This window comes from Methanothrix thermoacetophila PT, assembly GCF_000014945.1.
GTDB lineage: Archaea > Halobacteriota > Methanosarcinia > Methanotrichales > Methanotrichaceae > Methanothrix_B > Methanothrix_B thermoacetophila.
The window spans coordinates 317,007-342,585 of record NC_008553.1 but is presented as its reverse complement, the minus strand read 5'-3'; the positions used below and the strand labels follow the sequence as shown (position 1 = coordinate 342,585).

At 51.4% G+C, this 25,579-nt stretch carries 25 protein-coding genes, 1 tRNA gene, 1 other RNA gene and 1 pseudogene; 12 read left to right on the top strand and 16 right to left on the bottom strand.

Annotated elements, in window-relative coordinates:
- Nucleotides 1-15: 15 nt before the first annotated feature.
- Nucleotides 16-819: an ABC transporter substrate-binding protein gene (locus MTHE_RS01755; RefSeq protein ID WP_011695535.1), complete on the bottom strand. Its 804-nt coding sequence runs from the start codon at nt 817-819 to the stop codon at nt 16-18.
- Nucleotides 820-1,588: 769 nt separating this feature from the next.
- On the opposite strand from MTHE_RS01755, the gene MTHE_RS01750 reads away from it, so the two are divergent.
- Nucleotides 1,589-2,503: a UDP-2,3-diacylglucosamine diphosphatase gene (locus MTHE_RS01750; protein WP_011695534.1), complete on the top strand. Its 915-nt coding sequence runs from the start codon at nt 1,589-1,591 to the stop codon at nt 2,501-2,503.
- A gap of 207 nt (nt 2,504-2,710) precedes the next feature.
- Here MTHE_RS01750 and MTHE_RS01745 read toward each other — a convergent pair.
- From MTHE_RS01745 to MTHE_RS01730, 4 genes are all read right to left on the bottom strand, one after another.
- A tRNA-Ser gene (locus tag MTHE_RS01745) sits at nt 2,711-2,795 on the bottom strand.
- Nucleotides 2,796-2,968: 173 nt separating this feature from the next.
- Complete coding sequence (locus tag MTHE_RS01740; RefSeq protein WP_232840874.1) at nt 2,969-3,355, bottom strand: CBS domain-containing protein; 387 nt, start codon at nt 3,353-3,355, stop codon at nt 2,969-2,971.
- Between the two features lie 48 nt (nt 3,356-3,403).
- The gene (locus tag MTHE_RS01735; protein ID WP_011695532.1) at nt 3,404-4,069 is read right to left on the bottom strand and encodes a metallophosphoesterase family protein; all 666 of its coding nucleotides are present in this window, start codon (nt 4,067-4,069) and stop codon (nt 3,404-3,406) included.
- A gap of 348 nt (nt 4,070-4,417) precedes the next feature.
- On the bottom strand, nt 4,418-4,990 hold the full coding sequence (locus tag MTHE_RS01730) for a CBM96 family carbohydrate-binding protein (protein WP_175265686.1): 573 nt from the start codon (nt 4,988-4,990) through the stop codon (nt 4,418-4,420).
- A 745-nt stretch (nt 4,991-5,735) separates the two neighbouring features.
- On the opposite strand from MTHE_RS01730, the gene MTHE_RS01725 reads away from it, so the two are divergent.
- Nucleotides 5,736-5,933 carry a hypothetical protein gene (locus tag MTHE_RS01725; RefSeq protein ID WP_175265685.1) on the top strand — a complete coding sequence of 66 codons (198 nt, stop codon included), beginning with the start codon at nt 5,736-5,738 and terminating at the stop codon, nt 5,931-5,933.
- Here MTHE_RS01725 and MTHE_RS01720 read toward each other — a convergent pair.
- Nucleotides 5,920-6,273 carry a transposase gene (locus tag MTHE_RS01720; RefSeq protein WP_175265684.1) on the bottom strand — a complete coding sequence of 118 codons (354 nt, stop codon included), beginning with the start codon at nt 6,271-6,273 and terminating at the stop codon, nt 5,920-5,922. The two genes, MTHE_RS01725 and MTHE_RS01720, sit on opposite strands and share 14 nt — an antisense overlap.
- Before the next feature lie 41 nt (nt 6,274-6,314).
- Nucleotides 6,315-6,677, bottom strand: coding sequence for a hypothetical protein (locus MTHE_RS01715; RefSeq protein WP_175265683.1), 363 nt, complete (start codon nt 6,675-6,677; stop codon nt 6,315-6,317).
- Nucleotides 6,678-6,767: 90 nt separating this feature from the next.
- Between MTHE_RS01715 and MTHE_RS01710 the strand changes: the two are divergent.
- Both MTHE_RS01710 and rnpB read left to right on the top strand, forming a co-directional pair.
- Nucleotides 6,768-7,901: pseudogene (locus MTHE_RS01710) on the top strand (homocitrate synthase/isopropylmalate synthase family protein); the annotation flags it as partial.
- Between the two features lie 212 nt (nt 7,902-8,113).
- Nucleotides 8,114-8,414: RNase P RNA component (gene rnpB, locus MTHE_RS01705), an RNA gene on the top strand.
- On the opposite strand, the gene MTHE_RS01700 is transcribed toward rnpB, so the two are convergent.
- The 6 genes from MTHE_RS01700 to MTHE_RS01675 form a co-directional block, all read right to left on the bottom strand.
- Complete coding sequence (locus MTHE_RS01700) at nt 8,400-9,053, bottom strand: endonuclease dU (RefSeq protein WP_011695528.1); 654 nt, start codon at nt 9,051-9,053, stop codon at nt 8,400-8,402. The two genes, rnpB and MTHE_RS01700, sit on opposite strands and share 15 nt — an antisense overlap.
- 199 nt (nt 9,054-9,252) lie before the next feature.
- Nucleotides 9,253-9,702, bottom strand: coding sequence for a nucleoside-diphosphate kinase (ndk, locus tag MTHE_RS01695; protein ID WP_175265990.1), 450 nt, complete (start codon nt 9,700-9,702; stop codon nt 9,253-9,255).
- A 3-nt stretch (nt 9,703-9,705) separates the two neighbouring features.
- Entirely contained in the window at nt 9,706-9,876 is a 171-nt protein-coding gene (locus tag MTHE_RS01690; RefSeq protein WP_011695526.1) for a 50S ribosomal protein L24e, read from the bottom strand.
- A gap of 4 nt (nt 9,877-9,880) precedes the next feature.
- A complete protein-coding gene (locus MTHE_RS01685) occupies nt 9,881-10,093 on the bottom strand; it encodes a 30S ribosomal protein S28e (RefSeq protein WP_011695525.1) in 213 nt (70 codons plus the stop codon).
- Nucleotides 10,094-10,103: 10 nt separating this feature from the next.
- Nucleotides 10,104-10,472: a 50S ribosomal protein L7Ae gene (rpl7ae, locus tag MTHE_RS01680; protein WP_011695524.1), complete on the bottom strand. Its 369-nt coding sequence runs from the start codon at nt 10,470-10,472 to the stop codon at nt 10,104-10,106.
- Between the two features lie 106 nt (nt 10,473-10,578).
- A complete protein-coding gene (locus MTHE_RS01675; protein WP_011695523.1) occupies nt 10,579-11,454 on the bottom strand; it encodes a hypothetical protein in 876 nt (291 codons plus the stop codon).
- Between the two features lie 219 nt (nt 11,455-11,673).
- On the opposite strand from MTHE_RS01675, the gene MTHE_RS01670 reads away from it, so the two are divergent.
- The 3 genes from MTHE_RS01670 (at nt 11,674) to MTHE_RS01660 (ending at nt 14,088) form a co-directional block, all read left to right on the top strand.
- Complete coding sequence (locus MTHE_RS01670; protein ID WP_175265682.1) at nt 11,674-12,135, top strand: hypothetical protein; 462 nt, start codon at nt 11,674-11,676, stop codon at nt 12,133-12,135.
- A 96-nt stretch (nt 12,136-12,231) separates the two neighbouring features.
- Nucleotides 12,232-13,128, top strand: coding sequence for a cation diffusion facilitator family transporter (locus tag MTHE_RS01665; protein WP_011695521.1), 897 nt, complete (start codon nt 12,232-12,234; stop codon nt 13,126-13,128).
- A gap of 405 nt (nt 13,129-13,533) precedes the next feature.
- Nucleotides 13,534-14,088: a TMEM165/GDT1 family protein gene (locus tag MTHE_RS01660; RefSeq protein ID WP_175265681.1), complete on the top strand. Its 555-nt coding sequence runs from the start codon at nt 13,534-13,536 to the stop codon at nt 14,086-14,088.
- Nucleotides 14,089-14,695: 607 nt separating this feature from the next.
- Here MTHE_RS01660 and mobB read toward each other — a convergent pair.
- Together mobB and MTHE_RS01650 are read right to left on the bottom strand one after the other, a co-directional pair.
- Nucleotides 14,696-15,091: a molybdopterin-guanine dinucleotide biosynthesis protein B gene (mobB, locus tag MTHE_RS01655; RefSeq protein ID WP_232840907.1), complete on the bottom strand. Its 396-nt coding sequence runs from the start codon at nt 15,089-15,091 to the stop codon at nt 14,696-14,698.
- Nucleotides 15,092-15,174: 83 nt separating this feature from the next.
- Nucleotides 15,175-16,398 carry a M20 family metallopeptidase gene (locus MTHE_RS01650; protein WP_175265680.1) on the bottom strand — a complete coding sequence of 408 codons (1,224 nt, stop codon included), beginning with the start codon at nt 16,396-16,398 and terminating at the stop codon, nt 15,175-15,177.
- A 726-nt stretch (nt 16,399-17,124) separates the two neighbouring features.
- Between MTHE_RS01650 and MTHE_RS01645 the strand changes: the two genes are divergently transcribed.
- A complete protein-coding gene (locus MTHE_RS01645; protein WP_011695517.1) occupies nt 17,125-18,543 on the top strand; it encodes an MFS transporter in 1,419 nt (472 codons plus the stop codon).
- A 295-nt stretch (nt 18,544-18,838) separates the two neighbouring features.
- Here the strand turns inward: MTHE_RS01645 and MTHE_RS01640 are convergent, their stop codons facing one another.
- The gene (locus MTHE_RS01640; protein WP_175265679.1) at nt 18,839-20,779 is read right to left on the bottom strand and encodes a right-handed parallel beta-helix repeat-containing protein; all 1,941 of its coding nucleotides are present in this window, start codon (nt 20,777-20,779) and stop codon (nt 18,839-18,841) included.
- A 278-nt stretch (nt 20,780-21,057) separates the two neighbouring features.
- Between MTHE_RS01640 and MTHE_RS01635 the strand changes: the two genes are divergently transcribed.
- From MTHE_RS01635 to MTHE_RS01620, 4 genes are all read left to right on the top strand, one after another.
- Complete coding sequence (locus MTHE_RS01635) at nt 21,058-22,224, top strand: FprA family A-type flavoprotein (protein WP_011695514.1); 1,167 nt, start codon at nt 21,058-21,060, stop codon at nt 22,222-22,224.
- A gap of 66 nt (nt 22,225-22,290) precedes the next feature.
- Nucleotides 22,291-22,938, top strand: a complete 648-nt coding sequence (locus MTHE_RS01630) for an N-glycosylase/DNA lyase (protein WP_011695513.1) — start codon at nt 22,291-22,293, stop codon at nt 22,936-22,938.
- Nucleotides 22,939-23,234: 296 nt separating this feature from the next.
- A complete protein-coding gene (locus MTHE_RS01625; protein WP_011695512.1) occupies nt 23,235-24,347 on the top strand; it encodes a CBS domain-containing protein in 1,113 nt (370 codons plus the stop codon).
- The gene (locus tag MTHE_RS01620) at nt 24,348-25,556 is read left to right on the top strand and encodes a TraB/GumN family protein (RefSeq protein WP_011695511.1); all 1,209 of its coding nucleotides are present in this window, start codon (nt 24,348-24,350) and stop codon (nt 25,554-25,556) included.
- The last annotated feature ends 23 nt before the right edge of the window (nt 25,557-25,579 follow it).

Genomic DNA, 25,579 nt, shown 5'->3' with positions numbered 1-25,579 from the left:
ATATATTTTCCTAGTTTAAATAGTTATCCAACACAGCACTCTCATCTCGTCCTCTGTTGGTGTATCTCCCTTGTACTGATTCGATGCCATTGAGAATATTATTATCTGTGGATTCTGCTGGATGACCCACTCCATGTCCACATGCGGGACCGTTTCAGTGAGATTTCCAGCGATATTCCTGCCACCAGCCTCTGAAATTCTTATATCACCAGCTGATTGGTTCCCTGCGGTCCAATCGAAGTGCCCCATGGACATGAAGTATACCGTGGGTCTCTCGCTCTCAGGAACCAAGCTTACTCGCTCCAGAATAGTGTTGTAGTATTTGGTGATCCAGCCAATGATCTCATGTGATTTATCCTCTGCATTTACTATCCTACCCAGATCGTTGATCATCGGAATAAGAGCGTCGATATGCAACGCGCGATATCTGAGAACGGGGATCCCACAACTGACGAGAACCTTTTCGCTCTCCTCCGGGAATAAAGAGCCGGTCTTGGCTATTACCAGATCCGGCTTCAGCTCCAGTATCCTCTCAAGATCTGCATTCCTGCCGGATGTACCCACACGTTCCTTCTCCTGAAGGCAGCGACATAGTGAGGGTATAATGCAATCCTCGGTGACTGCGGCAATCTTGTCAGACATGCCCAGAGCGCAGAGCACCTCGGCTGCAGCAGGGGAGAGGCATACAATCTTTTCAGGAGTTGCAGGAATCACCACGTCTCGCCCATCTTCATCTCTGATGGTGATCGGCTGCTCTTGCTGTGCCATTGATGGTACAACTAGAAGAGCCAGCATTACAAGCAGGATAAAGCATCTCATCTGTATCACCCTTAACTCAAATTGGTTTTAATTTTCTAAAATCATTCTGTGTTGAGTCTAGGTTAAATAAATTTTGATTAAATCAGATCAATCTTATTACATCAGATAACCGATGTATCGGCATTTGCATGGCCACGTGATTTGTGTACAAACGAGAGCCTTCAGCACTTGGACCGGGGAGAAGCATTCCAGACCTACGAGGAGACTCTGAGAACAGATTGAGGTTTTCTCAAAATTACATCGAAAATCTGGCCCAGAGCCCGGTTGTGCTGCTCAATGATGCCGAAGAGCAGTACTCAAGGTGATGTATCCACATATTTTGAGATGACCTCATCGAGAGCAAGGCTCAGCATTGGATATATATCCAGGCCCACTGCTGTGTTGAATAATGTTTGGAAATCCAATAGCAGAGAGCTAATTCATATAACATGAGACTTTAGTAAGAATCGATAGCTATTGCCACAAGGCAGCGTATTCAACACAGCAAGGCCCACGAATTAATTTTAAGTCATCTCGAAACCACCCGGCTACTGGCAGTGAGATGGTGTCGTCTGGGCCAGACTACCACCCGTATGCATCCTCAGATTATTCATCGATCGAATGGAGCGTGAACCATGTTGAACCACAACTCAAAACGCCGACTAGATAAGGTCAAAGGTTTCGGGACTAAACAATCCACCCTTCCCACCAATAAGTTAAAGTATTACTGAGTTTGAATCATAATCATGTTTTGTCGCTGAAGTGGGGTGGCTGAAGGGGTGTAGTCCTGATGTCAATTGCTGTGATCTCCGATACGCATTTCGGCTTGAAGTCCTCTGTTCTTTCAAGGCGTGATAATGTCGATTACTTCATATGGGAACTCTGGAGGTACGGAGACGGCATCGATGAGGTTGTGCTTCTTGGCGATATCCTCGATCTCTGGAGGGTCCGGATGGAGAGCGCCATTCGCGATGCAAGCTATTTCTTCAGGCGGCTGGACGAGCTGGGCCTGGGGGTGAGCTATGTGGTGGGCAATCACGATCACCACATGACGGTCATATGCCAGGAGCTCTCACTTCTCGAGAGGGCGGCGAGGGGTGAACTGTTCAGCGTTTACCTTCCGAACCTGAGGTGGGCGATGAATCTTGCAGGACTTAGGATGACATTCCATTACCCTACATATGAGATGGAGATTGGGAGCAGACGCTTTATGTTCACACACGGCCATCATCTCGATGGCATTAAATCACTACCTGTGCAGATCTTCGAGGGCATACGCAGACTATCGGGTGAGCCCGTTCTTCCCGCGGATCTCGAGAGGATGATGGCATATGCATATGAAAGCATCTACAGGTCCTGCTATCTGGGTGAGGCCGTGGAGATCGAGGAGTCGCTCTGGAGGGTCACAAGCATATTCGATAAGGTGAGATCTGGAGTGCTCAGGACGCTGAGGTACAGCCCTGTCGAGTCACAGTACGATGCAATCATTAAATTCATCCGAGAACGACATCCCGGCAAGGTTGACTGCTTCATCTATGGCGACACGCACCAGGCAGCCATTTACAGGAGAAATGAGGACCTGCTGGTCGCCAATGCTGGCTCGCTCGCGGATGGTGGTGATAACACATATCTCATACTCACAGACGACGAGATCCAGCTGAGGGGATTCGGCAGGCAGGAACCGCTGATGAAAATGTATGTTTGAGGCACCATTCTGGTCTCATTCTGTTCTGCAAGCACGGACTAAGTCATTCGGTCAGATTGCTCACGGGCATAAAAACACGGCGCCTTCATGTGCACTCTGAATTCTGTCATGTGACTTCCTCTTCGGCCTGAACACCGGAATAAGCGTCCTGCTAACCCCCATCACGCAGTACGGAAATCGGTCGGTATGGAATTCCGTAAAATTGAGCGCCGAGGGAGGGATTCGAACCCTCGATCCCCGAAGGGGAACAGGTTTAGCAAACCTGCGCCCTACCTGGCTAGGCTACCTCGACACAGGATTATGTCTGTCAGCCATACATCTTATGCAGCATCTCGCGCACTGACCCCGCGCCGACGCGCAGGACAGAAGCGCCCGCTACAGGAGTATGCGTCTCCACCTTACCATAAATAGCTATCGTTGTGCCTCCTCTCCTGAAGGTTGGAGTTTGCGCCCTGCTATCCCCCATCACTTCACGCACTGCAGGAGGTCCTTGCTGGTGATGATGCCTACAAGCACGCCGTCCTTGACCACTGGAAGACGGCGTATGTTGTGGCGCACCATGAGCTCAGCAGCCTCGCGGGTGGTTGCTTCTGGGGAGATTGTGACAAGTGGTGCTGGTGTCATGATGTCTGCCACGCTCACGTTCGCAGGGTCCAGGCCGGCTGCGAAGACCTTCTTGAATATACGACTTGTTGTGACGATGCCCTCTACCTCCTTGAGAAGACCACCCTCTGCGACGATCACACACCCCTTCGGTCCGCTGGCCATCAGCTTTATCGCATCTATAACCTTTGCGTTTGGTGGCACTGTGAGCACCGGATAGCTCATCAAATCCATAACCCTTACAGGCATCTCACCCACTTCAGGTGTATCTTGGTGATAGGCCTATAAATACTGAACCTATTCTGCAGTCAGCCACTCCACATCCAGATCATCAAGATCTATCAGAGCAGCGTATCCCATGCGCGCTTCCCCCACGTTCACCACCAGTGTGCCTCCGAGGTTTAAGGCGCCGCGGTCCTCGTGTATGTGGCCGCATATCACCAGATCAGGCTGCAGTTCTTCAATCACCCTACGCAGACCAGAACTTCCAGAGAGCTCTCCGTTGTACAGACGATCCCTCACCCCTCTCGGTGGCTGGTGAACCACCACAACCCGTCGATCAAGATCGCGAATAGAGCGAAGCAGATCTGTCAGTGTTCTGTACAGGTCCTCATCGCTGTGGTAATACCTTGCCGGATCTCCGATCCTCTTCGGATTCCTCGCCACCATCCCGCCCATGCCCACAAACCCCACTTTCCCAATCACGAACGTGGATCGGTGAATCGGTATGAGACCGTGGCTTCGCCAGAGATCCTCTGCAAATGTCCTGGGATCCATGTTGCCTGGGATTATGAGTTTCATCTGCGGAAACCGGGAGAGCTGATCGAGAACACGTACCGCAGTATCTGGCGTTCCATCATTATGAAGATCTCCTGCTATCACCATCAGATCCGCAGACCGTCCTTCCAGAAACCACAGTCGCGAGGGTGCATCATGAACATCAGCTATGCAGATCAGCCGCATAAGAAACCTCCATCACGAAATAAATCACAGTAGATCATGATATTGGTATGGGATTTGGAGGTTTCTGTTGTCATCTGAGAGTGCCATGCCCTCTGGAGGTCACGGCGAACTTGACCAAAAAAACGCTCACGATGCAAGGTCACCCATGTGGGTGAAATGGTCAACATTCAATGCTATTTTCGGACCAACCAGATGCCATTTGATATATCGTATGCAGCTTATGGATCCAGATTCACATCTATTGCATGTGGATATCGAGACGACTTGTGCCCCCCCAAATGAACCCTCTACATAGCTGGTCGTCGAATGATATCCACAAAAAGAGAACGTGCAGCTCAAACCGCTGAGCTACATTTCGGCGATGTACTTGAGCTCAGTTGAGCCTTTTGATACCTCTGAGGAGGCAAGGCCGACTGATGCATCACCTTCAGCGACGATCTTCAGACCATACGGACAGCCCTCTGTGCACGTCCTTACAGCCTCCTTGATGATGTCAGTGGCATCCAGTGTGTACTCTCCAGGGGAGTCGATCTCAATCTCTGCGGAAGCATTCTCCACAGCCTCAGGGGCATCTTCCCATGTGAGCTCAGGGCTGATGTATCCATAGACAAAGTAAACCTTTATGATACCAGGCTTCTCCACATCTGAGACCGTCAGCTTCAGGGTTGCTGTGGAGACCTGATCGGGAGAGAATATGCCCTGGTTGCCGAATGCATTTATAAATCCGATGTATGCGATCTTCACGGGCTCACCCGCAGCTGATGCCACCCACAGCGTGGTCGCATCTCCAAATGTATCGTTCGGGTTATCCCTGTCCACATACGTATCAACATCAAGACCTGCCGTGAAAGTGCCTGCACAGGCTAACCCCAGCAGCAGGAAAAGCATCAGTGTTGCATAGACAGACTTCAAACCAAACACCTCCACCCCCTGATGACTCCTATAAATTAAAAAGATTTGTGTTCATCTTGAACCTAGATGAGATCTACACGACCACCAGACATTATTTAGATGGCATGCGATATCGACAAATATAGATATGTTCGCTCATACTCAGTTGTTGCGCGATCAATGCATCATGAGAGAGACTGCATCGAATCAGTTGTATGGGCTTTCAGGAGTCGACATGTACTATTAGAGTAGCAGGGCGCAACTCCAACATTCAGGAGAGAGTGTCACGCAATATGCAGTATCGCGTTTGAACTCGATGACACATGGTGCGGGACTTGGATTAGAAAGCGTCTCCAAAACTCCACCAGCAATGCAATTTATGCGACGCATTTGGGTGCTGCGTTGAATAATGTTTGGAAATCCAATAGCAGAGAGCTAATTCATATAACATGAGACTTTAGTAGGAATCGATAGCTATTGGCCACAAGGCTTCGAATTATTCAACACAGCAGTTTTGAGGAAAATTCAAGTCAAATACGATATCAGCGAGAATCCGCCATTGTAAAAATAAGGGTTTATAGGAATACTCAATGTTTTAATATTATTTTATTTAACCATATGAAATCCGACAAAAATTATAAATATCACCAATGACCACTTAATTTGGCACAGGGCCTGCTTCTTTGTGTATGTGTGGACTCTGCTTTGAGCATGCTTTTGGAGTTATTCCTTTCAACCACACCATGTCAAGCACAGAGACCCTGGCTGGAGGTTGATGCGTATGCAGTTCATGTCCTATGAGGATCTTCCAAAGATAAGATTGCCCAACGGGAATGATGTGTTCATAAGCGACTCCACGCTTCGCGATGGAGCCCAGATGCCCGGAATCGTCATAAATCTGAGGGACAGGCTGAGAATATATGAGTACCTTCACAGGAGGGTGTGTCTATCATTCAAATTTATTTTATACTAAATCTTGATAGAATTCTCAATGCATAAGCCAGTACTCTCAGAAGCATCCTTGTAATAGTTGTCTCTTCGAGGAAACATGGTATTCTATCTCCAAACCAATTGGTCAAAGCACCAAAGAATCCTTCACAAACTGATCTGTGTTTGTATATTTCTCTATTAAAGATCCGATCTCTGATTCTGGATCCAAAACCACCGGCACTTATTTTTCTCGGTTTAATAACAGGCATGTAACCTTTATCTACAACATCATTCAAAAATTTCCTGGAATCATATTCACCGTCACCAAATAAATAGCCTGATCCCTCAGGCACTGTTAGTTCCGATTTTATCCTCGTTTCCACAGGGAATATCGTTTCATTTTTCCTGGTTATTGCTTGTATCTTTATGATATCCTTTTTTTATTTGCGAATTTAGTGGAATCAATGAAACTATCTGTATAATCTATTGATTGTAACCTTTCAAGAACTTTATTTAATATCTCTTCAATATTTGAAGATAAATTCTTTTCCCAGAAATGCAAAACTGAATGATCAATTCTTATTCCAAGCACTTCTTTAATCCTAACTTCTGCTGATCTTAAAGAATGCCCCTCAAACTCTTTTATCAAAAGTGCCTTAATTATGGTCTCCAAATCATAAACTTTTGGTTTTGGAGCATTTATTGATCGCAAATCTAACGATAACGAATCAAATACTTCTAATATTAACTTAATATCGTATAATCTTGTATCCCATCTCTTAAGCATGTTATTTGCTTGTTTTATGGTATATTAAAATTTATCTTAGCTTAACTTTGGAATACAGCATATTCTAATATTAGCATATTAGACACACCCCTTCACAGGATAGGCATAGAGAAGCTGGAGGTATTCCTGTTCAGCAAAGCCGATAAGAGGGCCGCAAGAGAGATGCTGGACATGGGCTGTAACCCGGAGGTCACAGGCTGGAGCAGGGCGAACACGAATGACATAGATCTCGTGCTGGAGATGGATGGTATCAGGGAGACAGGCATACTGATGTCGATCTCGGATCCGCACATACTGATAAAGATGGGTCTTCCCGGCAGGGAGGCTGCACGGGAGATGTATCTTGACGCACTCCAGTACGCTGTCGATCATGGTCTGAGAACCAGGGCGCATCTGGAGGATATCACGCGTGCTGATCTGGAGGGCTTTGTATACCCCCTTGTGAGGGAGATAATTGATATAGATAGGGATTGCACCATCCGCATCTGCGATACCCTCGGGTACGGGCTGCCGTTTGAGGGTATGAACGATCCGTACTCCATACCAAACATGGTCCGGAGGCTGCGCGAGATCGGGGTGAAGAACATAGAGACGCACATCCACGATGATTTCGGATTTGGCACGGTGAACTCCATTGTGGGTTACTGGTATGGAGCGAACTGGTCGAACCTCACATTTCTGGGCATAGGGGAGAGGGCAGGCAATGCAGAGCTCGAGAAGGTTCTCCTGTTTCTGAAAACCAGGGTTGAGGGTTTCGAGAAGTACGACCTCTCATGCCTGACAGAGTTCGCCCAGTTCATGGAGGAGCATGTGGGCATAAGGGTTCCAAGGAACAAGGCAGTGGTTGGCAGAAACATATTCTCACACGAGAGCGGCATACACACAGCTGGCGTGATCAAGAATCCATTCACCTATGAGCCGTATCCACCGGAGATCGTTGGAGCCAGCAGGAGCCTGATGATAGGCCCAACATCCGGCAGAGAGGTCCTGAAGATCAAGGTGGAGGAGGCTCTGAGAGATCTCATCGACATGGACGTCACCATAAACAAGGACGACTGGAGGCTCAATCTCATACACTCTGAGATAAAGAGGCTATACGATGAGGAGAAGAGGAGGTCATGCATATCAGATGAGGAGCTGAAGGCTTACGTTGAGAAGTACTTCCTCTTCGAGTCGATATTCGAGGATGAGAGCCATACAAGTGGAGAACCCATCTCGGACTGAGCGATTGCTCAGGGCATGCAGCGTTCTGCATCTAAGACTGACGATCGAAAAACTATATCTAGCTTGGAATGCAGTGCATGTATTCCGGATCTCATGGCCAGAATGGCTCTGAGATTCACGAAACCCATTCCTGGATGGAAAGGCGAGACTGCAGATCGCTTGAAGCTGTTGCCTCATGATGCAGATCTCCAGGGATGATCGAACGCGGGCGCGAGAGAGGAAGGGCGGCTGCCGCTGGCCGGTATCGGCCGGTGTGGAAAGTCCCCCCACCTCTGGACACACAGGCATCGAGATGATGCGGGGCGAGAGCTCCGGCTCTGGCACAGAAACGGGACTGCGCCGTGATAATGCGATGATGCCGAAAGGCGGAGGTCTCACGGAATGCAGATGAAACGGCGAAACCCTGTGGGTGCAAGCCAAAATAGGGCAGCTCTGGGGGTGTCCAGCCCCTTGCCCGGGTATGGCGCTAAGCTGAATGCCGCCGAAACAGAAGGGGGCTTACTCTCCTGACTCGCGCCCAATCCTCATTGCAGCTCTTGCGACGAGCCTTGCAACCCTTACCGGCTCAGGTATCCTTCCCTCGATTGTAAATCTGTTCAGCACAGCCCTGGTCTCCTTCAGAGAGATGCCATGAGCTCTAACAAACAGATCGTATCCTGTTTTCAGCCTGATGGCGCTTCGCTCGCCAAGCGCCCTGTATTTCATCAGCCGCTCCACATCGCCAGGGAAGTACTCCTCTATGTACCTCTCAAGCCCGTCAGACTCCTCGTAAGTGACGCTGATCACCGGCAGCCCTGTCTCTCTGTGTATCCTCTCTGGGTCTATTATGTTGAACCAGCTGATCACATTTCCGCTCAGCATTAAAATATTGATATCTTCTCTTCCGAGCTTTCTGTATATCGACAGCACTCCATCAGTCGCATCCATCCCGCCCACTGTGATCTCAGCAAGCGCAACACCATCGATGCGCATATCCCCCCGCATCACCAGGCCTGCCAGCGTGGATAAAGAATCCGAGCGCACGAAGCTCTCTGCGATACCAAGCGCCCTTATCCCTGGTTTGCTGACGCGTATGGCCTGCTTATTACCACCACGAACAGATGGATTTTCATCGCTTCGATTCTCCAGCTTGGATCGAAGATGCTGACCCATCCCACAATCTACCGGGGCCTTTCGGCTGTGCAGATCACAGTCGAATTCCCCGTGGTTTTGGTTCATCCAACTCCTCCAGAGATGGCCATCGAGTTTTGTGTGCTGTTATCAAAATTGCTGCAAATACAGCAAATATGCTACATCCCGGGCTCCTCAGCAGAGTCCACTGCAATAAAAGAGAGATGCGCCTGAGCCCAGCTCACTCGTAAAGCCAGGGCTCATCGATGCGTTTGTACTCGAATATCTCTGAGTCGCTGAAGTGAAGGGCTATCTCGCGGGCTGCAGACTCAGGAGAGTCAGAGCCGTGGATCACATTACGACCGGTCTCTATCCCGAAGTCGCCTCTGATTGTGCCAGGTGCTGCCTCGGCGGGGTTGGTCGCGCCATTCATCTTTCTTATGGCAGATATGACTCCCTTTCCCTCAACGACCATCTGCACAGATGGGCCAGAGGTTATGAATTCGACGAGGTCTCCGTAGAAGGGCTTTCCAGCGTGCTCTGCATAGTGCTTCTCAGCACGCTCTTTGTCCATGACCGAGAGGCGCATCGCCACTATCTTGAAGCCCTTCTCCTCGATCCGCTGGATTATCCTGCCAACAAGCCCCCTCTGCACACCATCAGGCTTTATCATGACAAATGTGCGCTCCAGCCTCTACGCCCCCTTTCGAGCCCACTTTATCTTCCTGGAAACGCGGCCAAGCCGCATGTTCTTTTCACACTTGGACGAGCAGAAGTAGTATACAGTCCCGTCCTTCTTTGCATACAGCTTCCCCGTGCCAGGGGTGATCCTGGTGTTGCAGAATGAGCATCTTCTCTCTTCCATTGGATCACCTGCCTGTCAGCTTCTTGGCCTCGCGCGCGGTCTCCAGAAGCATCAGGACATCGCCAACCCTCACAGGTCCCATGCAGTTCCTGGTTATGATCCTGCCCTTGTTCGAGCCCTCCAGTATCCTGCACTTTATCTGGGTGGCCTCTCCGTGCATTCCGGTGACCCCTATGACTTCTATGACTTCTGCGGGGACGCCGTTCTCCTCAACCACTATTTATCACCTACTTCAGAGCCTGGAGTTTCTGGATTATCTCCTCCAACAGCTCCTTTCCCTTTCCCGGCTCTATTATCGCAGCTGCCGCGCTCTTCACACTCAGACCGGCAGCCGCCCCCACGTCGCTCTGTTTCTTCACGTACACGTAGGGGGTGTTCTTCTCCTCGCAGAGCGGGGGCAGATGTGCCACTATCTCAGGTGGCTCCACATCCTCTCCAATTATCACGAGCTTCGCAACCCCTCGCTCCACGGCCTTGGTAGCTTCGTTCGTTCCCTTCTTTATTCTTCCGGTGTCGCGAGCCAGCTCAAGCGCTTCAAGCGACTTTGATGCCAGCTCGGGTGGAACATCAAACCTCACGTATATCGGTCTAGCCATATCACACATCTCCTTCAGGGCACCAGCCCATCATCATTCATCGGAAAATTGCCTCACTCGAATGAACAGATCCAGCTCCATCTCCCTATCTAAAAAGTTTACGCTATCAGGGCGCAAGCAGATCCGCGATCACGCCCCTGATCTCCTCCGGTGCGATGGTTCCATCGAGTCGCAAAATGCTGCCGTCGCGCGAGATGCTCATGTTGTATTTGGATGCGAACGCCTGTATTCTTGTCAGTGTATTCCCAGCCGGAGACAGGAACCTGCAGCGAACATAAACATCGTTTTCCCTCTGCGTGATGCCTGCATAGAACTCCTCATACTCGCCGCCGAGTGGTGCGTTCTCGATGCCACCTACACCTGCAATCTGGAGATCCGCGATCTCGTCATACGCCAGGGTCAGCCGATCAGTCGGGAATCCGCCAAGAATAACATCCAGGATCTGCTTCAGCGCGCCCTCGGGGCCGAACAGCGTCGGCCTGCCGAACACCCTTCCGAGATCCCCGGTCGCCGGCACGATCATGAAATCATTATAGGGGATCACAAGCCCCTGGTAGTTGTAGGTGAAGGGCATGATCCAATGGAACTCAGCCCATGTGCCGTTGAAGAATACCGATGCCCCTCGCCTGATCTCAGTGGGGTACATCTTGTCTCTGTACATCAACCCAGCAGCAGGTGGATATATCTCTGGGATCACAGAGGCTGCTGCATCTGTTATGTTCTGCGATGCCTCAAGATCGATCCAGTAAGCGAATGTTGTGTTTTCCGGACACATCTCAAGCAGGTCCTGCATGCTGGAGAAGCTCATGTCCACAAGATTTCCCCTCACCCCAAAGGCTGAGAGCGGTGCAGTCTCAACAGATTCCGGACTGGAGGGGGTTTCCACATCCCCGCTCCGCAGAACAAATCCCGCAAACGCGGAGAGCACCATCACAGCTCCCACAAATATCGCAAATGCCTTGGCAAACTCCTTCTGGTTCATTCAGCCCCCTGGTATCCGGCGATGTTATTTAATCTTTGGGATATTATCAATGGACTGTTCCGATCAAGGATTATGTGTTTCTGACCTACAGAAGGTGGTAAGGTCCGGATTTCCAGTATAGGCATCTATCCTGCATCCATCCGGACAGGTCCTTATCGATCCAGCGACCTCCTGGATCCCTGCAAAAGAGATAACTACAATTCCATCAGAATAAATTCTATGAGAAAACTGGGAATATGCCTTCTGTTCCTTACGCTGCTCTTAGTCGCTTCGGTAAATGCACAGGTTGAATATGCCCCTGGTGAGAGGAGGGCGGAGGTTCTCTTCAATATGGGCATTGGAAGGCCCTGGCTGATAAGCGAGCATGCTCCGTGGCTCTACGGATGTATCACAATGCCTGCTCGCGGCTTCAGCTACATGTTCTATGATCCATTCGGAGGGCTGGCAGCAGAGTACCGTGACAGGAGGTACAGCTCGCTCGAACGAATACCTCTCAGGGAGGGAGTCGTTCTGGGATACGTCACAGTCGATAGCGGCGTACTGAGCCTGCTCGATGCCGACACCCAGAACCCAATTGGCGTGATCAAGATTCACGCAAAGAGGGGCGCGTATCCTGTAATCGCCATTGTGGACAGTGACGGATGCCTGAGCGGGGTTTACATAGACCTGCGTTATTCATGACTCAGAGATTCATTCACACTGTATACAAAACAGTAGGCAAAGACTGCTGGGCGATCAAGATTCCAGCTGAAAAACCGCATCTATAGGTCATCATCCATGATAGCACACGAGGTCAGAGTTATTGAGCGGCGCTTCTCGCTGGCCATGATCCTCACAATATCCATACTGATAGCTGAGCTTCTGGGGAGCTGGTGGACTGGCAGCCTGGCGCTTCTCTCGGATGCAGCACACGTATTCCTCGATCTCTTCGCGCTCGGTCTGAGCTGGTTCGCGATCAGGATCTCGGCGCTTCCGGCCAGCGAACGGTACAGCTATGGCTTCCACCGCTTCGAGGTAATTGCGGCGCTTGCAAACGGACTAACCCTTGGGTTCGTGGCCCTGGTCATTCTCATTGAGGCATACAGGAGACTTCTCCAGCCGGAGCCTGTGAAGGGCTTGGACCTGCTTCTCATCGCAACCTTCGGGCTCATCGTGAACCTAATCGTCGCATTTGTTCTGAGCAGGGATGGCCACATGGATGATCTTAACCTGAGGTCCGCGATCCTCCACGTCCTTGGTGATGCAGCAGCATCTCTCGGCGTGATCGCAGCAGCGCTTGTCATCTGGAGGACGGGCTGGTACCCCGCGGATCCGATCATCAGCCTGCTCATTTCTGTCATGATATTTGCCGGCTCCTACAGACTCATCAAAGACTCGTTCCGGCTGATCATGGAGGGCGTACCAGAATGCATCAGGACCGATGAGGTCGTGGACCAGATCTCCACCGCGTCAGGGGTAATTCAGGTCCATGATCTTCACATATGGGGCGTCTGCTCCTCGAACATCTTGCTCAGCGCACATGTGGTGGTCTCTCCGGAATCAGACCATCAAAGGACGCTCAGTGAGATACGAGATAAGCTTAGCTCGATCTTCGGGATAGAGCATGCCACAATACAGCTTGAGAACGAGTACTGTGGCCAGGGCAGGGTGGTATTTCAGAAACGGGTGGACTGACAGAAACCGATCATCGAGTCGGCGGCTCTGGCCTGGAGATATCCTCACAAAATATCTCCGTATAGATCTTCAATGGTTGCATGTTTTCTTGGTCGTGTTCTCGCATTAAGTCAGATGCATGCGACCTCGTGGAGATCGTGCAGCATCTTACCAACGAAGTCGTCTCAAAATTTCCCAAGCGTATTGATTTATGTGGATTGTATTTCCGCACAGGATCGATGCAGATCCGCATCGTTGCTTTAAATAGTTTCGAGAAGAATTCAACGTATCCGATTACTGAGAGCGGGTTCGGCCAGTCGAGAAAATGACATCATTATGAGCATGCATCACGACGGTCTCGCATGAGTGGTGCTTATTTGCCTCAGGGAGAAACAGCTATAAAATAAGATGAGCAACCGAACATGGATGTTTGTAGACTTGTTCATCCCTTTTATCACAATTGCCATCGCAGAGCTCGGCGATAAAACACAGCTCTCTGTTCTGCTGCTATCCACCAGAACAAAGGAGCATTTCAAGCTGCTGATTGGGGTGATGTCTGCCTTTCTCATCGTCGATGGATTCGCCATACTCCTCGGCGCATGGATAACAGAGGTCGTTCCTGCAAGCATTCTGAAGATAATCTCGGGAGGGATCTTCCTGCTCTTCGGGATAATCACGCTGAGGGATCTTGATGGAGATGAAGGTGATGGCAGGAAGTTTGATGAGAGCCCCTTTTTATCAGGCTTTCTGGTCATATTTCTGGCTGAGTGGGGGGATAAGACACAGATCGCATCTGCGGTATTCGCGACACAGTACAACCCATGGTTGGTTCTCGGTGGCACAATGCTTGCGCTGTTCATACTCTCAATTAGCGCCATTTACCTCGGAAGGTTCATACTGGGATACATAAACCGGAGAACCATCACACTGGCAGCTGGGCTGATCTTTATGGCAATGGGCATCGTGCTTCTGCTGCTTTAGCCCGGGACTCCACACAGAGTCCCTTCTAAAACGCCAGATGCAATCGATGGAAGTCGTCTCAAAATTCCCAGGCGTATTGATTTATGTGGATTGTATTTCCGCGCAGGATCGATGCAGATCTGCATCTTTGTTTAAATAGTTTCGAGACGAACTCATGTATTGCATGAGCTCCCAAATGTGCTGTGTTGTATAATTCGAAACCTTGTGGCCAATAGCTATCGATTCCTCCTAAAGTCTCATGTTATATGAATTAGCTCTCTGCTATTGGATTTCCAAATATTATTCAACACAGCACTCAAAACCAGAGGTTTTTAGAAATACTCCACTGATCCCTCTTTCGCCAGGAAGGCCAAACCCTTTATTCTACTAACATATAACTAATTTCAAATAAGTTCTGAGACCGCGCCGGCGTAATGCAGTCTGAGTACTGATGATTGCGCATAAACTGAGGCTAAACTGAGGCTAATCCCTGTGATTTGGCGGTCAGTAACCTTCTAGAGAGGCTGAGTCGATTGCTGCTAGTTGGGCTCGTAAAAATCGCTGCTCTGACGATTCGACCAGATGAGCCAAGACTGAAGGTAAGACCGACCGATGCAGCTCTTTATCCTCAGAGCGAGAGAATCATTTCCACAAGATGTTCCACTGCGGCATCATTCACATCATGCACATCGCATATCTTGTTTTGTACATCTATTCCGCCGATAACTATCTTCGGGTACTGGCTGCTCTTGAACCCCTCGAGTATGACAAAATCGATGCCTCGGGATCTCATCTCCTCCAGAGCAGACTCGAGGCTCCCCTTGGGGGTCACCACGATCTGGCCTAGGCCTAAGCCGATGACGACATCCGCACCTGCCATGAGGTGTCTGTGCGTGTCGCCCTGGTCGACATGGTGCCCCGGCATGTGCTTCACCGTCCCGACGCGGCCGTGCCTCTTGAGGGATTTTACCAGAGCCTCGATCAGCGTGGTCTTCCCCGACTTGTGGTGACCCACAACAGCCACTACCTTCAAACCATCATCACCCAGGCAAATTCCACAAATTCCGCTAAGGTTCTCTGATTGAGAGACACCATCTTGAAGATCGCCTAGAGCAGAAGCTCCCCGACGAACCGCATGTAGCTCACGAGATCCTCGACACTCACGTTCTCATCGATTCCATGTGCATTGCTCTCGAGCTGCCTCCCGACACCGTAGACCGCTGCAGGGATCTTTGTGATCTCTGTTGCATACGCCTGGTCCAGGCTCCCCTGCGTCCCGGACAGATGAGGCTCCGTTCCCGTTGCTCTTCTCACAGCCTCCTTCACCTCAAGAACCCACGGATGCTCCGGGTCCATCCTCATGGGAGGATACCCAGGCCACATTCTTATGTCGATGTCGGAGCCGAAGCGTTTGACTATCTCCTCAAGCTCACTCATGGCATCCTCCATCCTCTCCTCCGGGATCACCCGCCTGTCTCCTCGGAAGACGCATCTGTCGGGGACTATGTTCTCCTTAATGCCGCCATGTATCACATTTATGTTCAATATCGGCATCATGTGTGCGATCCCTTTATCCCTTAGCACAGAGCTGGCTGGAAGCGAGGAGCTTTTCTTTTCAACCTCCCTCTTGTGTCGGAGTATTGCGTCGATCACAGGAAGCGACTTCTCGATCGCGTTATCTCCGAGAAAGCTGGATCCGCTGTGCGCCGCTCTCCCATTCACCGTGACCTCCCATGTGATAATGCCATTCGAGCCGATCACAACATCATCGGAGAACCCATCCATGCAGAGCATCTTGTCCCCCTTCACCATTCCGGAATCTGCAAGATAGCACAGCCCGGAGTAGCCGCCAACCTCCTCATCGGTCGTCAGAAGCAGGCGAAGGTTGTACTTCGGCTTTCTTTCTCTGAGAATGCCCCTGAGGGCGGCGATCATCGCCGCGACAGCCCCCTTCGAGTCCGAGACTCCCCTGCCGTATGCTCTGCCATCCCTGATCGTGAGCGAGAATGGATCTGTGGACCATCCGTCGCCTGGAGGTACGACGTCGAGGTGTGTATATATCACTAGCCACTCTGGCCTCCTGAGATCCATATCTGCGATCAGGTTGACTCTATCCCCTGAGAGTCTGGGATCGGTGCACTTTGACTCGAAGACCTCTGCAGGCATCACAAGCTTCTTCGTCGCAAATCCCATATCATTGAGCACCGGTACGAGGTAATCCACTATCTCATGGTAGAAGCTCCCAGGTGGTGCAACCGTCCTGAAGGCTATGAGATCTCTGAGGAGATCCAGCATGTATTCAGGGTCGAACATCTCGTCAGCTGCGCTCATGTATGTTGCTATGCCGACGCTGTTTAAAGTTTTAACTCTGGGGGAGTGGGGATGTGCCCGGATAAGAGCTGTGGCCGGAAATCTGGATCTTCCCCTCTTCTGCACATCATAAACACCTAATCCTTATTCGGACACGTCCTCAGAATACATCGCAAGGTTCAAGGAGTCATCAAAGCAATCCTGATGCATGCATCGTGACATCCATGATGCATTCTGGTCCAGGTTCATGTTCATGCATTCGTACGAGGCTGAATGTGCTGGTCGAAGGCTGATCAAATCCCATGAACACCACTCAAAGGTGTTCTGCCTGTGGAAGCATTGTAGAAAACACCCATGACCCAAGGTCACCCATGTGGATGAAAATGGACCTTTGCGAAAACCATTTTCTTACCAAGAGTTATCGGACAGGGTTCATGAGTGTCCTCACTGTGGATTCTCAGTGATATAGACTGCAATGCTTCCATGAACACACATCGCAGGGATGGGACAGCCCGTAGCGCCCATGGAGTCAACTTCTACATCACATTTCTGTGATTTGGCTATGAGGTAAGAAGCCCTGCTCTTCAGGGTAGTTCACCTAGGGGAGCTTGATGTCACAATGGCGATTCACACTGAAGTTTATCTCTGTATGATTTAACAGCTGCATGACATTTCATTCTGCATCATCCACATTACCGAAAGCGATACATCCTTGCAAATGCAATGGCATTCCAACAGGGTATCGTCATGTGTGACCCCCACGAAAATAGTGATGCAGAACGCATACAGAGCTGTGCTCTTGTTGTCTCTGTGATTGGATCATTCCTCACAGCATTCATGTCATCATCCATAAACATTGCACTGCCAGCTATTGGCAGTGAGCTCTCAATGGATGCGGTGATGCTCAGCTGGATCTCGACCGCCTTTCTTCTGGCAGCTGCCGTTTTCCTGGTGCCGTTCGGACGCCTGGCCGATATATACGGGAGGAAGAGGATATTCGGCTACGGGATAGCGCTCTTCACCCTGGCCTCGATACTCGCGCCCGTTTCGCGATCCGCCAGCATGATAATAGCTGCGAGATTTGTGCAGGGGGTTGGAGCTGCGATGATCTTCGGCACCGCGGTCGCGATACTGACGTCTGTCTTTCCTCTGAGAAAGCGCGGCAGGGTTATCGGGATCAATGCGGCCTCTGTTTATCTAGGACTATCACTTGGCCCCGTCCTCGGCGGGATTCTCACCCAGTATCTTGGCTGGAGGAGCCTGTTCGTGGCAACGGTTCCGATCGGAGCTCTGGCGCTTGCACTGCTGATGAATCTTAGAGGAGAGTGGGCAGATGCGAGGGGCGAGCGGTTTGACCTCAGCGGATCTCTGGTCTACGGCATCTCCATTATGGCTCTTGTATACGGCATGTCGCTGCTCCCCTCCAGCGCCGGACGTTTTGTGACAGTTGCAGGCCTGGCCGGGCTCGTCCTGTTTTTGTATCTGGAGACGAAAGCTGAGAACCCTGTTATCGAGGTCGATCTCTTCAAATCCAACCGTGTCTTTGCATTATCAAACCTCGCGGCGCTCATAAACTACAGCGCAACCTTCGCGACAGGATTCCTGCTGAGCCTTTACCTGCAGTATATAAAGGCCCTGGATCCCAGGAGTGCGGGCCTGGTGCTCCTCGCACAGCCGCTGATGATGACGATCCTCTCCCCCCTCACCGGCAGGCTCTCCGACAGGATGGAGCCCAGGCTTGTTGCCTCTGCTGGCATGGCCATCACTCTGCTCAGCATTGTGCCGTTTGTGTTTCTTGATGAGCGAACACCTGTGTGGTTCATCGGCGCCGTGCTCCTCCTTCTGGGATTTGGGCTGGCCCTTTTCACGCCACCAAACACAAATGCGATAATGAGCTCGGTTGAGAGAAAATACTACGGGATAGCGTCTGCGACACTCGGAACGATGCGTCTCCTGGGCCAGATGCTGAGTATGAGTCTGGCGATGGTGATCTTCGCGATCTATATCGGAAGGGTCGAGATAACCCCTGATACATACTCCAGCCTCATAGAGAGCAGCAGGATCGCCTTTGCGATATTCTCTGTGCTCTGCTTCATCGGCATATTCGCATCGCTGGCGAGGGGAGAGCTTCGTGGCGGTTCAGCGGCAACTGAACTGGAAAAGTAGATTCCTGATGGACTGCAAGATGATGCAGCCCATCAGTTTTGCTGTAAACTTCACCGCATATCAGTGCTTTGGTATCATTTGACAGTTGTGTACCCATATCATTGAGATCAACAGCACATGACGTCGTAGGATTCATGATCTGTATGCCGATGAAGACGATTCCAGTCAGGCTTTCAGCGATTCAAGCTCCTGACCATTTGACAAAGTAGAATCAAAACCCTGCATACTGGAGAAGAGGCGTGCCAAAATAAATGTGAGCATGACAAAAGTATGTGTGAGGGCAGGATCTTGCCCTCTACACAACCCGCACGACGTTGCTGGCGCCCATGTGCTTTCTGTAGACGTTGTTCTCAAAGAGCCTGAAGTCGTAGTTGCCCCCGCCGTATGGAGCCCTGAACGTCAGGGTGCCGCATGACGGCCCGCCAGTCGGCTGCATGCTTATCCAGAACTTATCAGGTCTCGTCACCCCGTACATGCCTATGACGCTGTCCGGCATCGCGCCCCAGAAGTGAACATATATCGCCTGGCCTGGCGAGACGGTCTCAGGCTCCGCGACTATCCTCACGCCGGCATTCTGCTTCACCGTGACCGGCTCGCTGACCGCAAGCAGCCTGTATCCATCGTCCGCGAACATCCGCACGTTATATGTTCCCGGTGTGCTTGGTGTGTACAGCACAAGCGAGCCGTTCGTGCTCCCGTCGAGATATTTTCTGGAGAGCGGCGAGCGATCTCCCGCGCCTGTGGAGAACATCCCTATCCAGTCACCCTCGTAGCCCGGAGCCCCTGAGTACGTCACGTTGATCGGCTCACACGCCTTGACCTCAGCAGGAGAGATATGGATCTCGGGTACCTCCACGCTTATCGGGAGATACACCATCTCCTCGGTTGAGTACATCCGTATCTCATATGATCCCACCATCCTCGGTGCCTCGAGCGCAACCTCCCTGATGCTGCTGTTTACAGTGGTGTACGATATCGCCTTTGTCCTGTCGAGAGCGCCGTGTGGCTCGCCTGCAGGCAGTACCCCTATCCACGCGGTGATGTTCTCTGGAACGGACAGCCTCATATCGATCCTCTCCCCTGGCATGAAGACCATCCTGTCCAGGCCGAGGTATGCGCCATTCTTCTTGGACATGAACCTCGCCTTCATCGGATCCTTCGGCGAGAGTGGGTGCCTGTCGGTGGACATCCCGCCCTCGATCTCGTGGGCTGAATCGCAGATGCCGTCGCGGTTTCTGTCCCTGCATCCCTCCTCAGGCTCATCGAAATCGCTGTAATGGTTTCCGAGTGTGCCGTTATCCCACTGATTGTTTCCATCATCGATGGCGTTCTCTTCGTTATTGATCAGGGTGTTGTTGTAGATCGTGTTTGTCGTGTACGAGCTCAGATCCTTGTCCCTGACGTCGTAGCTCTTGATATCGCTGTTAGGCTTGTACTTTATCGAGACTCCGCCGTACTTGCCCGGGTTCTCGATGGGGCTGATCGACTCGGTGTCGTTGTGGTTTGCTATTTTTATCCCCACACTGTTGTTGCTCGCGAGATTCCTGGTTATATTGTTGCCCCGTGAGGTCTCCAGGGAGATGCCTATCTGGTTGAACCTGATGATGTTGTCCTCGATGAGATTCCTGTTGCTAGATCTCTCTAGAGAGAGAGCTTCGAATGTGGTATTCGATATGATATTTCCACGTATCGTGTTTGACTCCGATGATACCAGCCTGATACCGTGGATGTTGTTTTCAAGTTTGCATCCGATGATGCTGTTTTTCGTGGAGTTGTCGAGGAGCATGCCTGCCTCGCTGCTGGCCTCAGCCAGTATGTTCTCAAGCGTACAGCCCTCTGCGAAGGAGAGCACGATCCCGTATCTGTTGCCTGAGACCTGGCAGTCCATCACGCGGTTGTTCCTTCCCGTTACGAAAATACCAGCATCTCTTGGGGCCATTCCCGAGCCAATCGCCCTGATTCCTGTGATCTGTATATCATCTCCAGAGATCGTAACAGCGGTTCCTGATCCTCCTGCGTTCACCACAGGGTAGCCGGATGTCGTATTGCCCCTTATGATCAAACTCTTATCGACCACGATTCTCTCTGAGTAGATGCCACCCTGAATCTCTATGGCATCGCCAGATGAAGCCGAGTCTATCGCCGCCTGGATGCTGCCGCCGGGCGTTACCACGATCGTCCCCGCGTCTGCCAGCGAGATCTGAATGAGCATCAGAAGACAAAGAGCGTATCGCATGTGCATAGGTTACGGGGAGGACGTCCGGATATAAAGAGTATCGGTGCATCAATGGGGATACAGAACATCCAATTCGCATTTGCAAAGCCCGGTCGAGGGATAATGCCCGCAAGTATCTGGAGGGCACCGGGTGCGGAGCATGAGGCTGTGAATGGTCACAATGTGATCGATCTCGCGCATGCGAACGGAGCTTGTATGTTTTCATTTTTCATTCACTCAATGGCTAACGTTAAGTCGGATGCCTACACTCTTCACATATACAAAAGGTTGGGATGGATATGATCCGAGAGATATGTAAAAATGTCTTCCATGTGGGCGCGATCGACTGGGACAGACGTCTCTTCGATGCGCTCATACCTCTGCCGGATGGCACCAGCTACAACTCGTATCTCATAAAGGGCAGTGAAAAGACCGCGCTGATAGATGCGGTCGATCCGGGCAAGAAGGATGTGCTGATCGATAACCTCGATTCGCTCCGTATAGATCGCATTGATTACATAATCTCCCAGCATGCCGAGCAGGACCACTCAGGCGCGATAAAGTTCCTCCTCGAGAGGTATGATTCAACAGTCCTCGGATCGCAGAAGTGCATCGAGCTTCTCCTCGATTTCGGCATAGTCTCAAAGGATCGCACGCGCGCTGTGAGCGATAATGAGCTTCTCTCTCTCGGAGATATGACGCTCGAGTTCATCAGCGCGCCATGGGTCCACTGGCCTGATACGATATTCACGTATCTCCGGGAGAGGCGGATGCTGTTCACATGCGATTTCCTCGGGGCACATCTCGCGACCAGCGATCTCTTCGCGTGGAATCCTGAGAGCGCAAAGAGGTACTACGCTGAGATAATGATGCCTTTCAGGGCGAATGCGCGGAGGCATCTCGAGCGCATACGTGCGCTTGGGCCTGAGATCATCGCGCCGAGCCACGGGCCTCTGCACAAAAGGCCAGAGGTCGTGCTGAATGCATATTCGGAGTGGACCTCAGATGATGTGAAGAACCTGGTCGTGGTCCCGTTTGTATCGATGCACGGCTCCACTGAGAAGATGGTGAGCCATCTTGTCGATGCCCTGATCGATCGAGGAGTATCAGTGGAAAGATTCGATCTCACAAAAACTGATACTGGCGCGCTTGCGGCATCGCTTGTCGATGCAGCCACCGTAGTCTTCGGGACCCCTGCGTTCATAACAAGGCCACATCCGCTGATCGCATATGCCGCGATCCTCGCGAATGCGCTGAGGCCGAAGGCCAGATTCGCATCCATCATCGGGTCATACGGCTGGGGCGCCAGGATCGTTGAGGAGATGAGGTCGCTTATGCCGAACCTGAAGATGGAGATCATAGAGCCTGTCATCGTGAAGGGCTACCCAAAGGAAGATGACCTCAGGGCGATCGAGAGGCTTGCAGATGAGATCCTCAGGAGACACAGGGAGCTCGGGCTGCTTTGATCTCCGTGGTTCACCTCTGAGAGCCTCACGATTTGATGCCAGAGATCAAGATGAGATGCTGGAATCATGAGCACACATGAGATCGAGCAGCTGAAGGAGCTGCACAGGAAGCTTGAGGATGTCGTAGAGGCCAGGCTGAGGGAGTTTGATCAGCTCTGGCTGGATGCCGATGAGGAGCGGCTCTTCGAGGAGCTTGTCTTCTGTCTCCTGACGCCACAGTCCAGAGCAAGGTCATGCTGGGCGGCTGTCGAGAAGCTCTCCTCCATGGGTGAGCTGCGCTGCCCTGTCCCGGCTAGAATACAGATGGAGCTCAAAGGGGTGCGGTTCAGCCGCAGGAAGGCTGAGTACATATGCATGGCGAGGGATCTCTTCATGCTGGATGGAATGCTCTCTGTGAGAGCTCGCATCGATCCAGAGAATCTGTTTCAGACGCGCGAGTGGCTTGTCGGAAACGTGAAGGGGATGGGATACAAGGAGGCGAGCCATTTCCTGAGAAACATCGGGCTTGGAAGGGATCTTGCCATACTCGACAGGCATATCCTGAAGAGCCTGGTCCGGTATGGAGTCGTACCTGATTATCCGAGATCACTGAGCCGAAGCAGGTATCTTAAGATAGAGTCTGAGATGTCGGACTTCGCGCGCAGTATCGATATACCGATGGCGCACCTCGATATGGTTCTATGGTACATGGGTGCGGGGGAGGTATTCAAGTAGAAGTCATCTCGAAATATCTGATGCTATCGATACATATAATGGGAACTTTTGGGCCTCCTTTGTGGGCGTTTTTGATTTTATCTCACATGATTGATACATTACATTGTATAATGGGAACGCTTGGGACTGCTGATCAGCACAAATCGAGCCGCTGGGCCAGTTTTTCGAGGCAATTTGAGACGACTGCCGTAGTCTGCGGGAGTCGTTGTGTACCTCTGGGCACAATTCTCCACACATACACCGCATATGTGTTGCAGGAGCCAAAAGATATTAACTTCATTCGACAACTCTGTACCATGGAAAACTCCATCCAGCTCGGCAGGGTCATGGGCATACCGATACGGCTTCATGTGACATTTCTTCTGATCATCCCATGGGTTGCATATCTCTTTGGAAGCGTCAGCGCCACTGTTTTCGGCAAGCTCTACGGCTTCGGCGCGGTCGAGCCCCCTCTAGTCAGATGGATTTACTCCCTCCTCTTCGCGGTGTTGCTCTTCATATGCGTGGGTCTTCACGAGCTCGGCCACTCGTACGTTGCAAAAAGGTATGGAATAGAGATAAGAAGCATCACCCTCTACTTCTTCGGCGGCGTCGCCTCGATGGAGGAGATCCCCAGGAACCCATCGATGGAGCTCAGGATGGCGATAGCCGGACCTGCTGTCAGCGCGGCTCTCGGCGTAATGTCGATACTTCTTTACACACAATCGGAATCGATTTTGGGAGAAGGCCATCCCTTCTCGATACTCCTCTGGACTCTGGGCATAATGAATATAATTCTCATGATATTCAACCTCATCCCCGCCTTCCCCATGGACGGCGGGCGGGTGCTCAGGGCATGGTTCTCCACAAGGATGCCGTATGTGGTTGCAACAAAGAACGCAGCCGCTCTTGGAAAGATCTTTGCTGTGTTCCTCATATTTCTCGGACTCTTCACGCTGAACTTTCTCACGCTGATCATAGGTATATTCCTATACATAGCTGCTTCTGAGGAGGACAGGAGCACCACAATAGAAGACAGCCTGCGGGGCATAAAGGTGAGGCACATAATGTCTAAGGATGTGCGGGTTGTGCCTCCGGAGATGACTCTCGCGGAGCTGATGCGGCTGATGTTTTATGAGAAACACAGGGGATATCCTGTGATGGTCAACGATGAGCTTGTGGGAATAGTGACGATCACAGATCTGCAGCGTGTTCCTGAGCATCTGCGCGAGACAACCCGTGTCGGAGATGTCATGACCAGAAACATATATGTCATAGGGCCGGATGATGAGGCGACCGCGGCCATAAAGATCATGGGCGATAAGAAGATAAGAAGGCTCCCCGTCATCGAGGATGGCAGGCTGGTGGGTATAATATCAAGAGAGGATCTCCTCAGGGCCATCGAGCTGTGCTCGGATGTGAGGCTGTAAATGGCAGATATAACAGAAGGATCATCGACGGATGCAAGAAACGAGATCTTGGTCATAGGCACCGCACACGTATCAGAAAAAAGCGTTGCCGAGGTCAGAGAGGCCATAGAGCAGACCAGGCCGGATATCGTGGCGGTAGAGCTCTGCCAGAGGCGGTATCTCGCGCTGACAGGCCAGGACAGAGATGAGGATATAAAGGTAAGCGAGCTTCTGAGCGGCGGGAGGATCTATCTAGTTCTGGTCCAGTGGCTCCTCGCATACATCCAGAGGCAGATAGGCTCTGAGATGGGTGTCAGGCCAGGAGCTGAGATGCTTGCTGCCATAGAGGCTGCCAGAGTGGTCAACGCGAGAGTCGCCCTGGTCGACAGGGATATCAGCATAACCATTCAGCGGTTCTGGTCGGCGATGAGCATCTGGGAGAAGCTGAAGATGCTCTGGAGCCTTGTTGTGGCTGCCCTGGGCTTTGGAAAGGAGGATCTCGATATAGACAGCGTCACGGACTCGGATGTGGTATCCCAGCTCATGGCCGAGTTCAGGAAGATCGCGCCGTCCGCTGCCAGGGCGCTGGTCGACGAACGGGATGCATACATAGCCAGGAATCTTTATGACCTGTCGAGATACGGAAAGGTCCTCGCGGTCGTGGGCGCCGGCCACCGTGAGGGCATAATGCGCTACCTCTCAGATCCATCGAGAATACCGGACACGCAAATCTTCGACGCGCCTCCTGAAAAGAGATTCAGCCTGGGCAAGGCGTTTGGCATCATTGTTACACTGCTAATCATCCTCACGTTTGTATACATCCTGGTCGCAGGATACTCGAGCGGTGTCGTGCTCCTGGCGTTTGGCATATGGTTCCTGGTGACCGGCGGACTTGCAGCGCTGGGAGTCGTGGCTGCAAGAGGTCATCCTCTGTCCGTCCTCACAGCATTCATGATCGCCTGGATGACGACTCTGAACCCTCTGGTGGCTGCAGGATGGTTCGCCGGGATGGTCGAGGCATGGAAGCGGAAGCCGACGATGGGGGATGTGAAGAGGCTGGCAAGTGCTGAGAGCATGGATGAGATGATGGAGAACCGCTTCTTCCGTGTGGTGCTTGTTGCAGCCCTCGCAAACCTCGGCGCAACCCTGGGCACGTTTCTCGGAATATACATAATATGGCAGCGGATGGGCCTCATAGATCCGCATGCCATTATTAGTCATATAATATGAGATAATATGAGCTGCCGGCCCAG

Excerpts from the sequence above, each read along its gene's own strand:
- MTHE_RS01755 (WP_011695535.1), bottom strand. The coding sequence starts at position 819 with ATGAGATGCTTTATCCTGCTTGTAATGCTGGCTCTTCTAGTTGTACCA.
- MTHE_RS01750 (WP_011695534.1), top strand. The coding sequence starts at position 1,589 with ATGTCAATTGCTGTGATCTCCGATACGCATTTCGGCTTGAAGTCCTCT.
- MTHE_RS01740 (WP_232840874.1), bottom strand. The coding sequence starts at position 3,355 with ATGCCTGTAAGGGTTATGGATTTGATGAGCTATCCGGTGCTCACAGTG.
- MTHE_RS01735 (WP_011695532.1), bottom strand. The coding sequence starts at position 4,069 with ATGCGGCTGATCTGCATAGCTGATGTTCATGATGCACCCTCGCGACTG.
- MTHE_RS01725 (WP_175265685.1), top strand. The coding sequence starts at position 5,736 with ATGCGTATGCAGTTCATGTCCTATGAGGATCTTCCAAAGATAAGATTG.
- MTHE_RS01715 (WP_175265683.1), bottom strand. The coding sequence starts at position 6,677 with ATGCTTAAGAGATGGGATACAAGATTATACGATATTAAGTTAATATTA.
- MTHE_RS01700 (WP_011695528.1), bottom strand. The coding sequence starts at position 9,053 with ATGGGTCAGCATCTTCGATCCAAGCTGGAGAATCGAAGCGATGAAAAT.
- MTHE_RS01690 (WP_011695526.1), bottom strand. The coding sequence starts at position 9,876 with ATGGAAGAGAGAAGATGCTCATTCTGCAACACCAGGATCACCCCTGGC.
- rpl7ae (WP_011695524.1), bottom strand. The coding sequence starts at position 10,472 with ATGGCTAGACCGATATACGTGAGGTTTGATGTTCCACCCGAGCTGGCA.
- MTHE_RS01675 (WP_011695523.1), bottom strand. The coding sequence starts at position 11,454 with ATGAACCAGAAGGAGTTTGCCAAGGCATTTGCGATATTTGTGGGAGCT.
- MTHE_RS01670 (WP_175265682.1), top strand. The coding sequence starts at position 11,674 with ATGAGAAAACTGGGAATATGCCTTCTGTTCCTTACGCTGCTCTTAGTC.
- MTHE_RS01665 (WP_011695521.1), top strand. The coding sequence starts at position 12,232 with ATGATAGCACACGAGGTCAGAGTTATTGAGCGGCGCTTCTCGCTGGCC.
- MTHE_RS01660 (WP_175265681.1), top strand. The coding sequence starts at position 13,534 with ATGTTTGTAGACTTGTTCATCCCTTTTATCACAATTGCCATCGCAGAG.
- MTHE_RS01650 (WP_175265680.1), bottom strand. The coding sequence starts at position 16,398 with ATGAGCGCAGCTGACGAGATGTTCGACCCTGAATACATGCTGGATCTC.
- MTHE_RS01645 (WP_011695517.1), top strand. The coding sequence starts at position 17,125 with ATGTGTGACCCCCACGAAAATAGTGATGCAGAACGCATACAGAGCTGT.
- MTHE_RS01640 (WP_175265679.1), bottom strand. The coding sequence starts at position 20,779 with ATGCGATACGCTCTTTGTCTTCTGATGCTCATTCAGATCTCGCTGGCA.
- MTHE_RS01635 (WP_011695514.1), top strand. The coding sequence starts at position 21,058 with ATGATCCGAGAGATATGTAAAAATGTCTTCCATGTGGGCGCGATCGAC.
- MTHE_RS01630 (WP_011695513.1), top strand. The coding sequence starts at position 22,291 with ATGAGCACACATGAGATCGAGCAGCTGAAGGAGCTGCACAGGAAGCTT.
- MTHE_RS01625 (WP_011695512.1), top strand. The coding sequence starts at position 23,235 with ATGGAAAACTCCATCCAGCTCGGCAGGGTCATGGGCATACCGATACGG.
- MTHE_RS01620 (WP_011695511.1), top strand. The coding sequence starts at position 24,348 with ATGGCAGATATAACAGAAGGATCATCGACGGATGCAAGAAACGAGATC.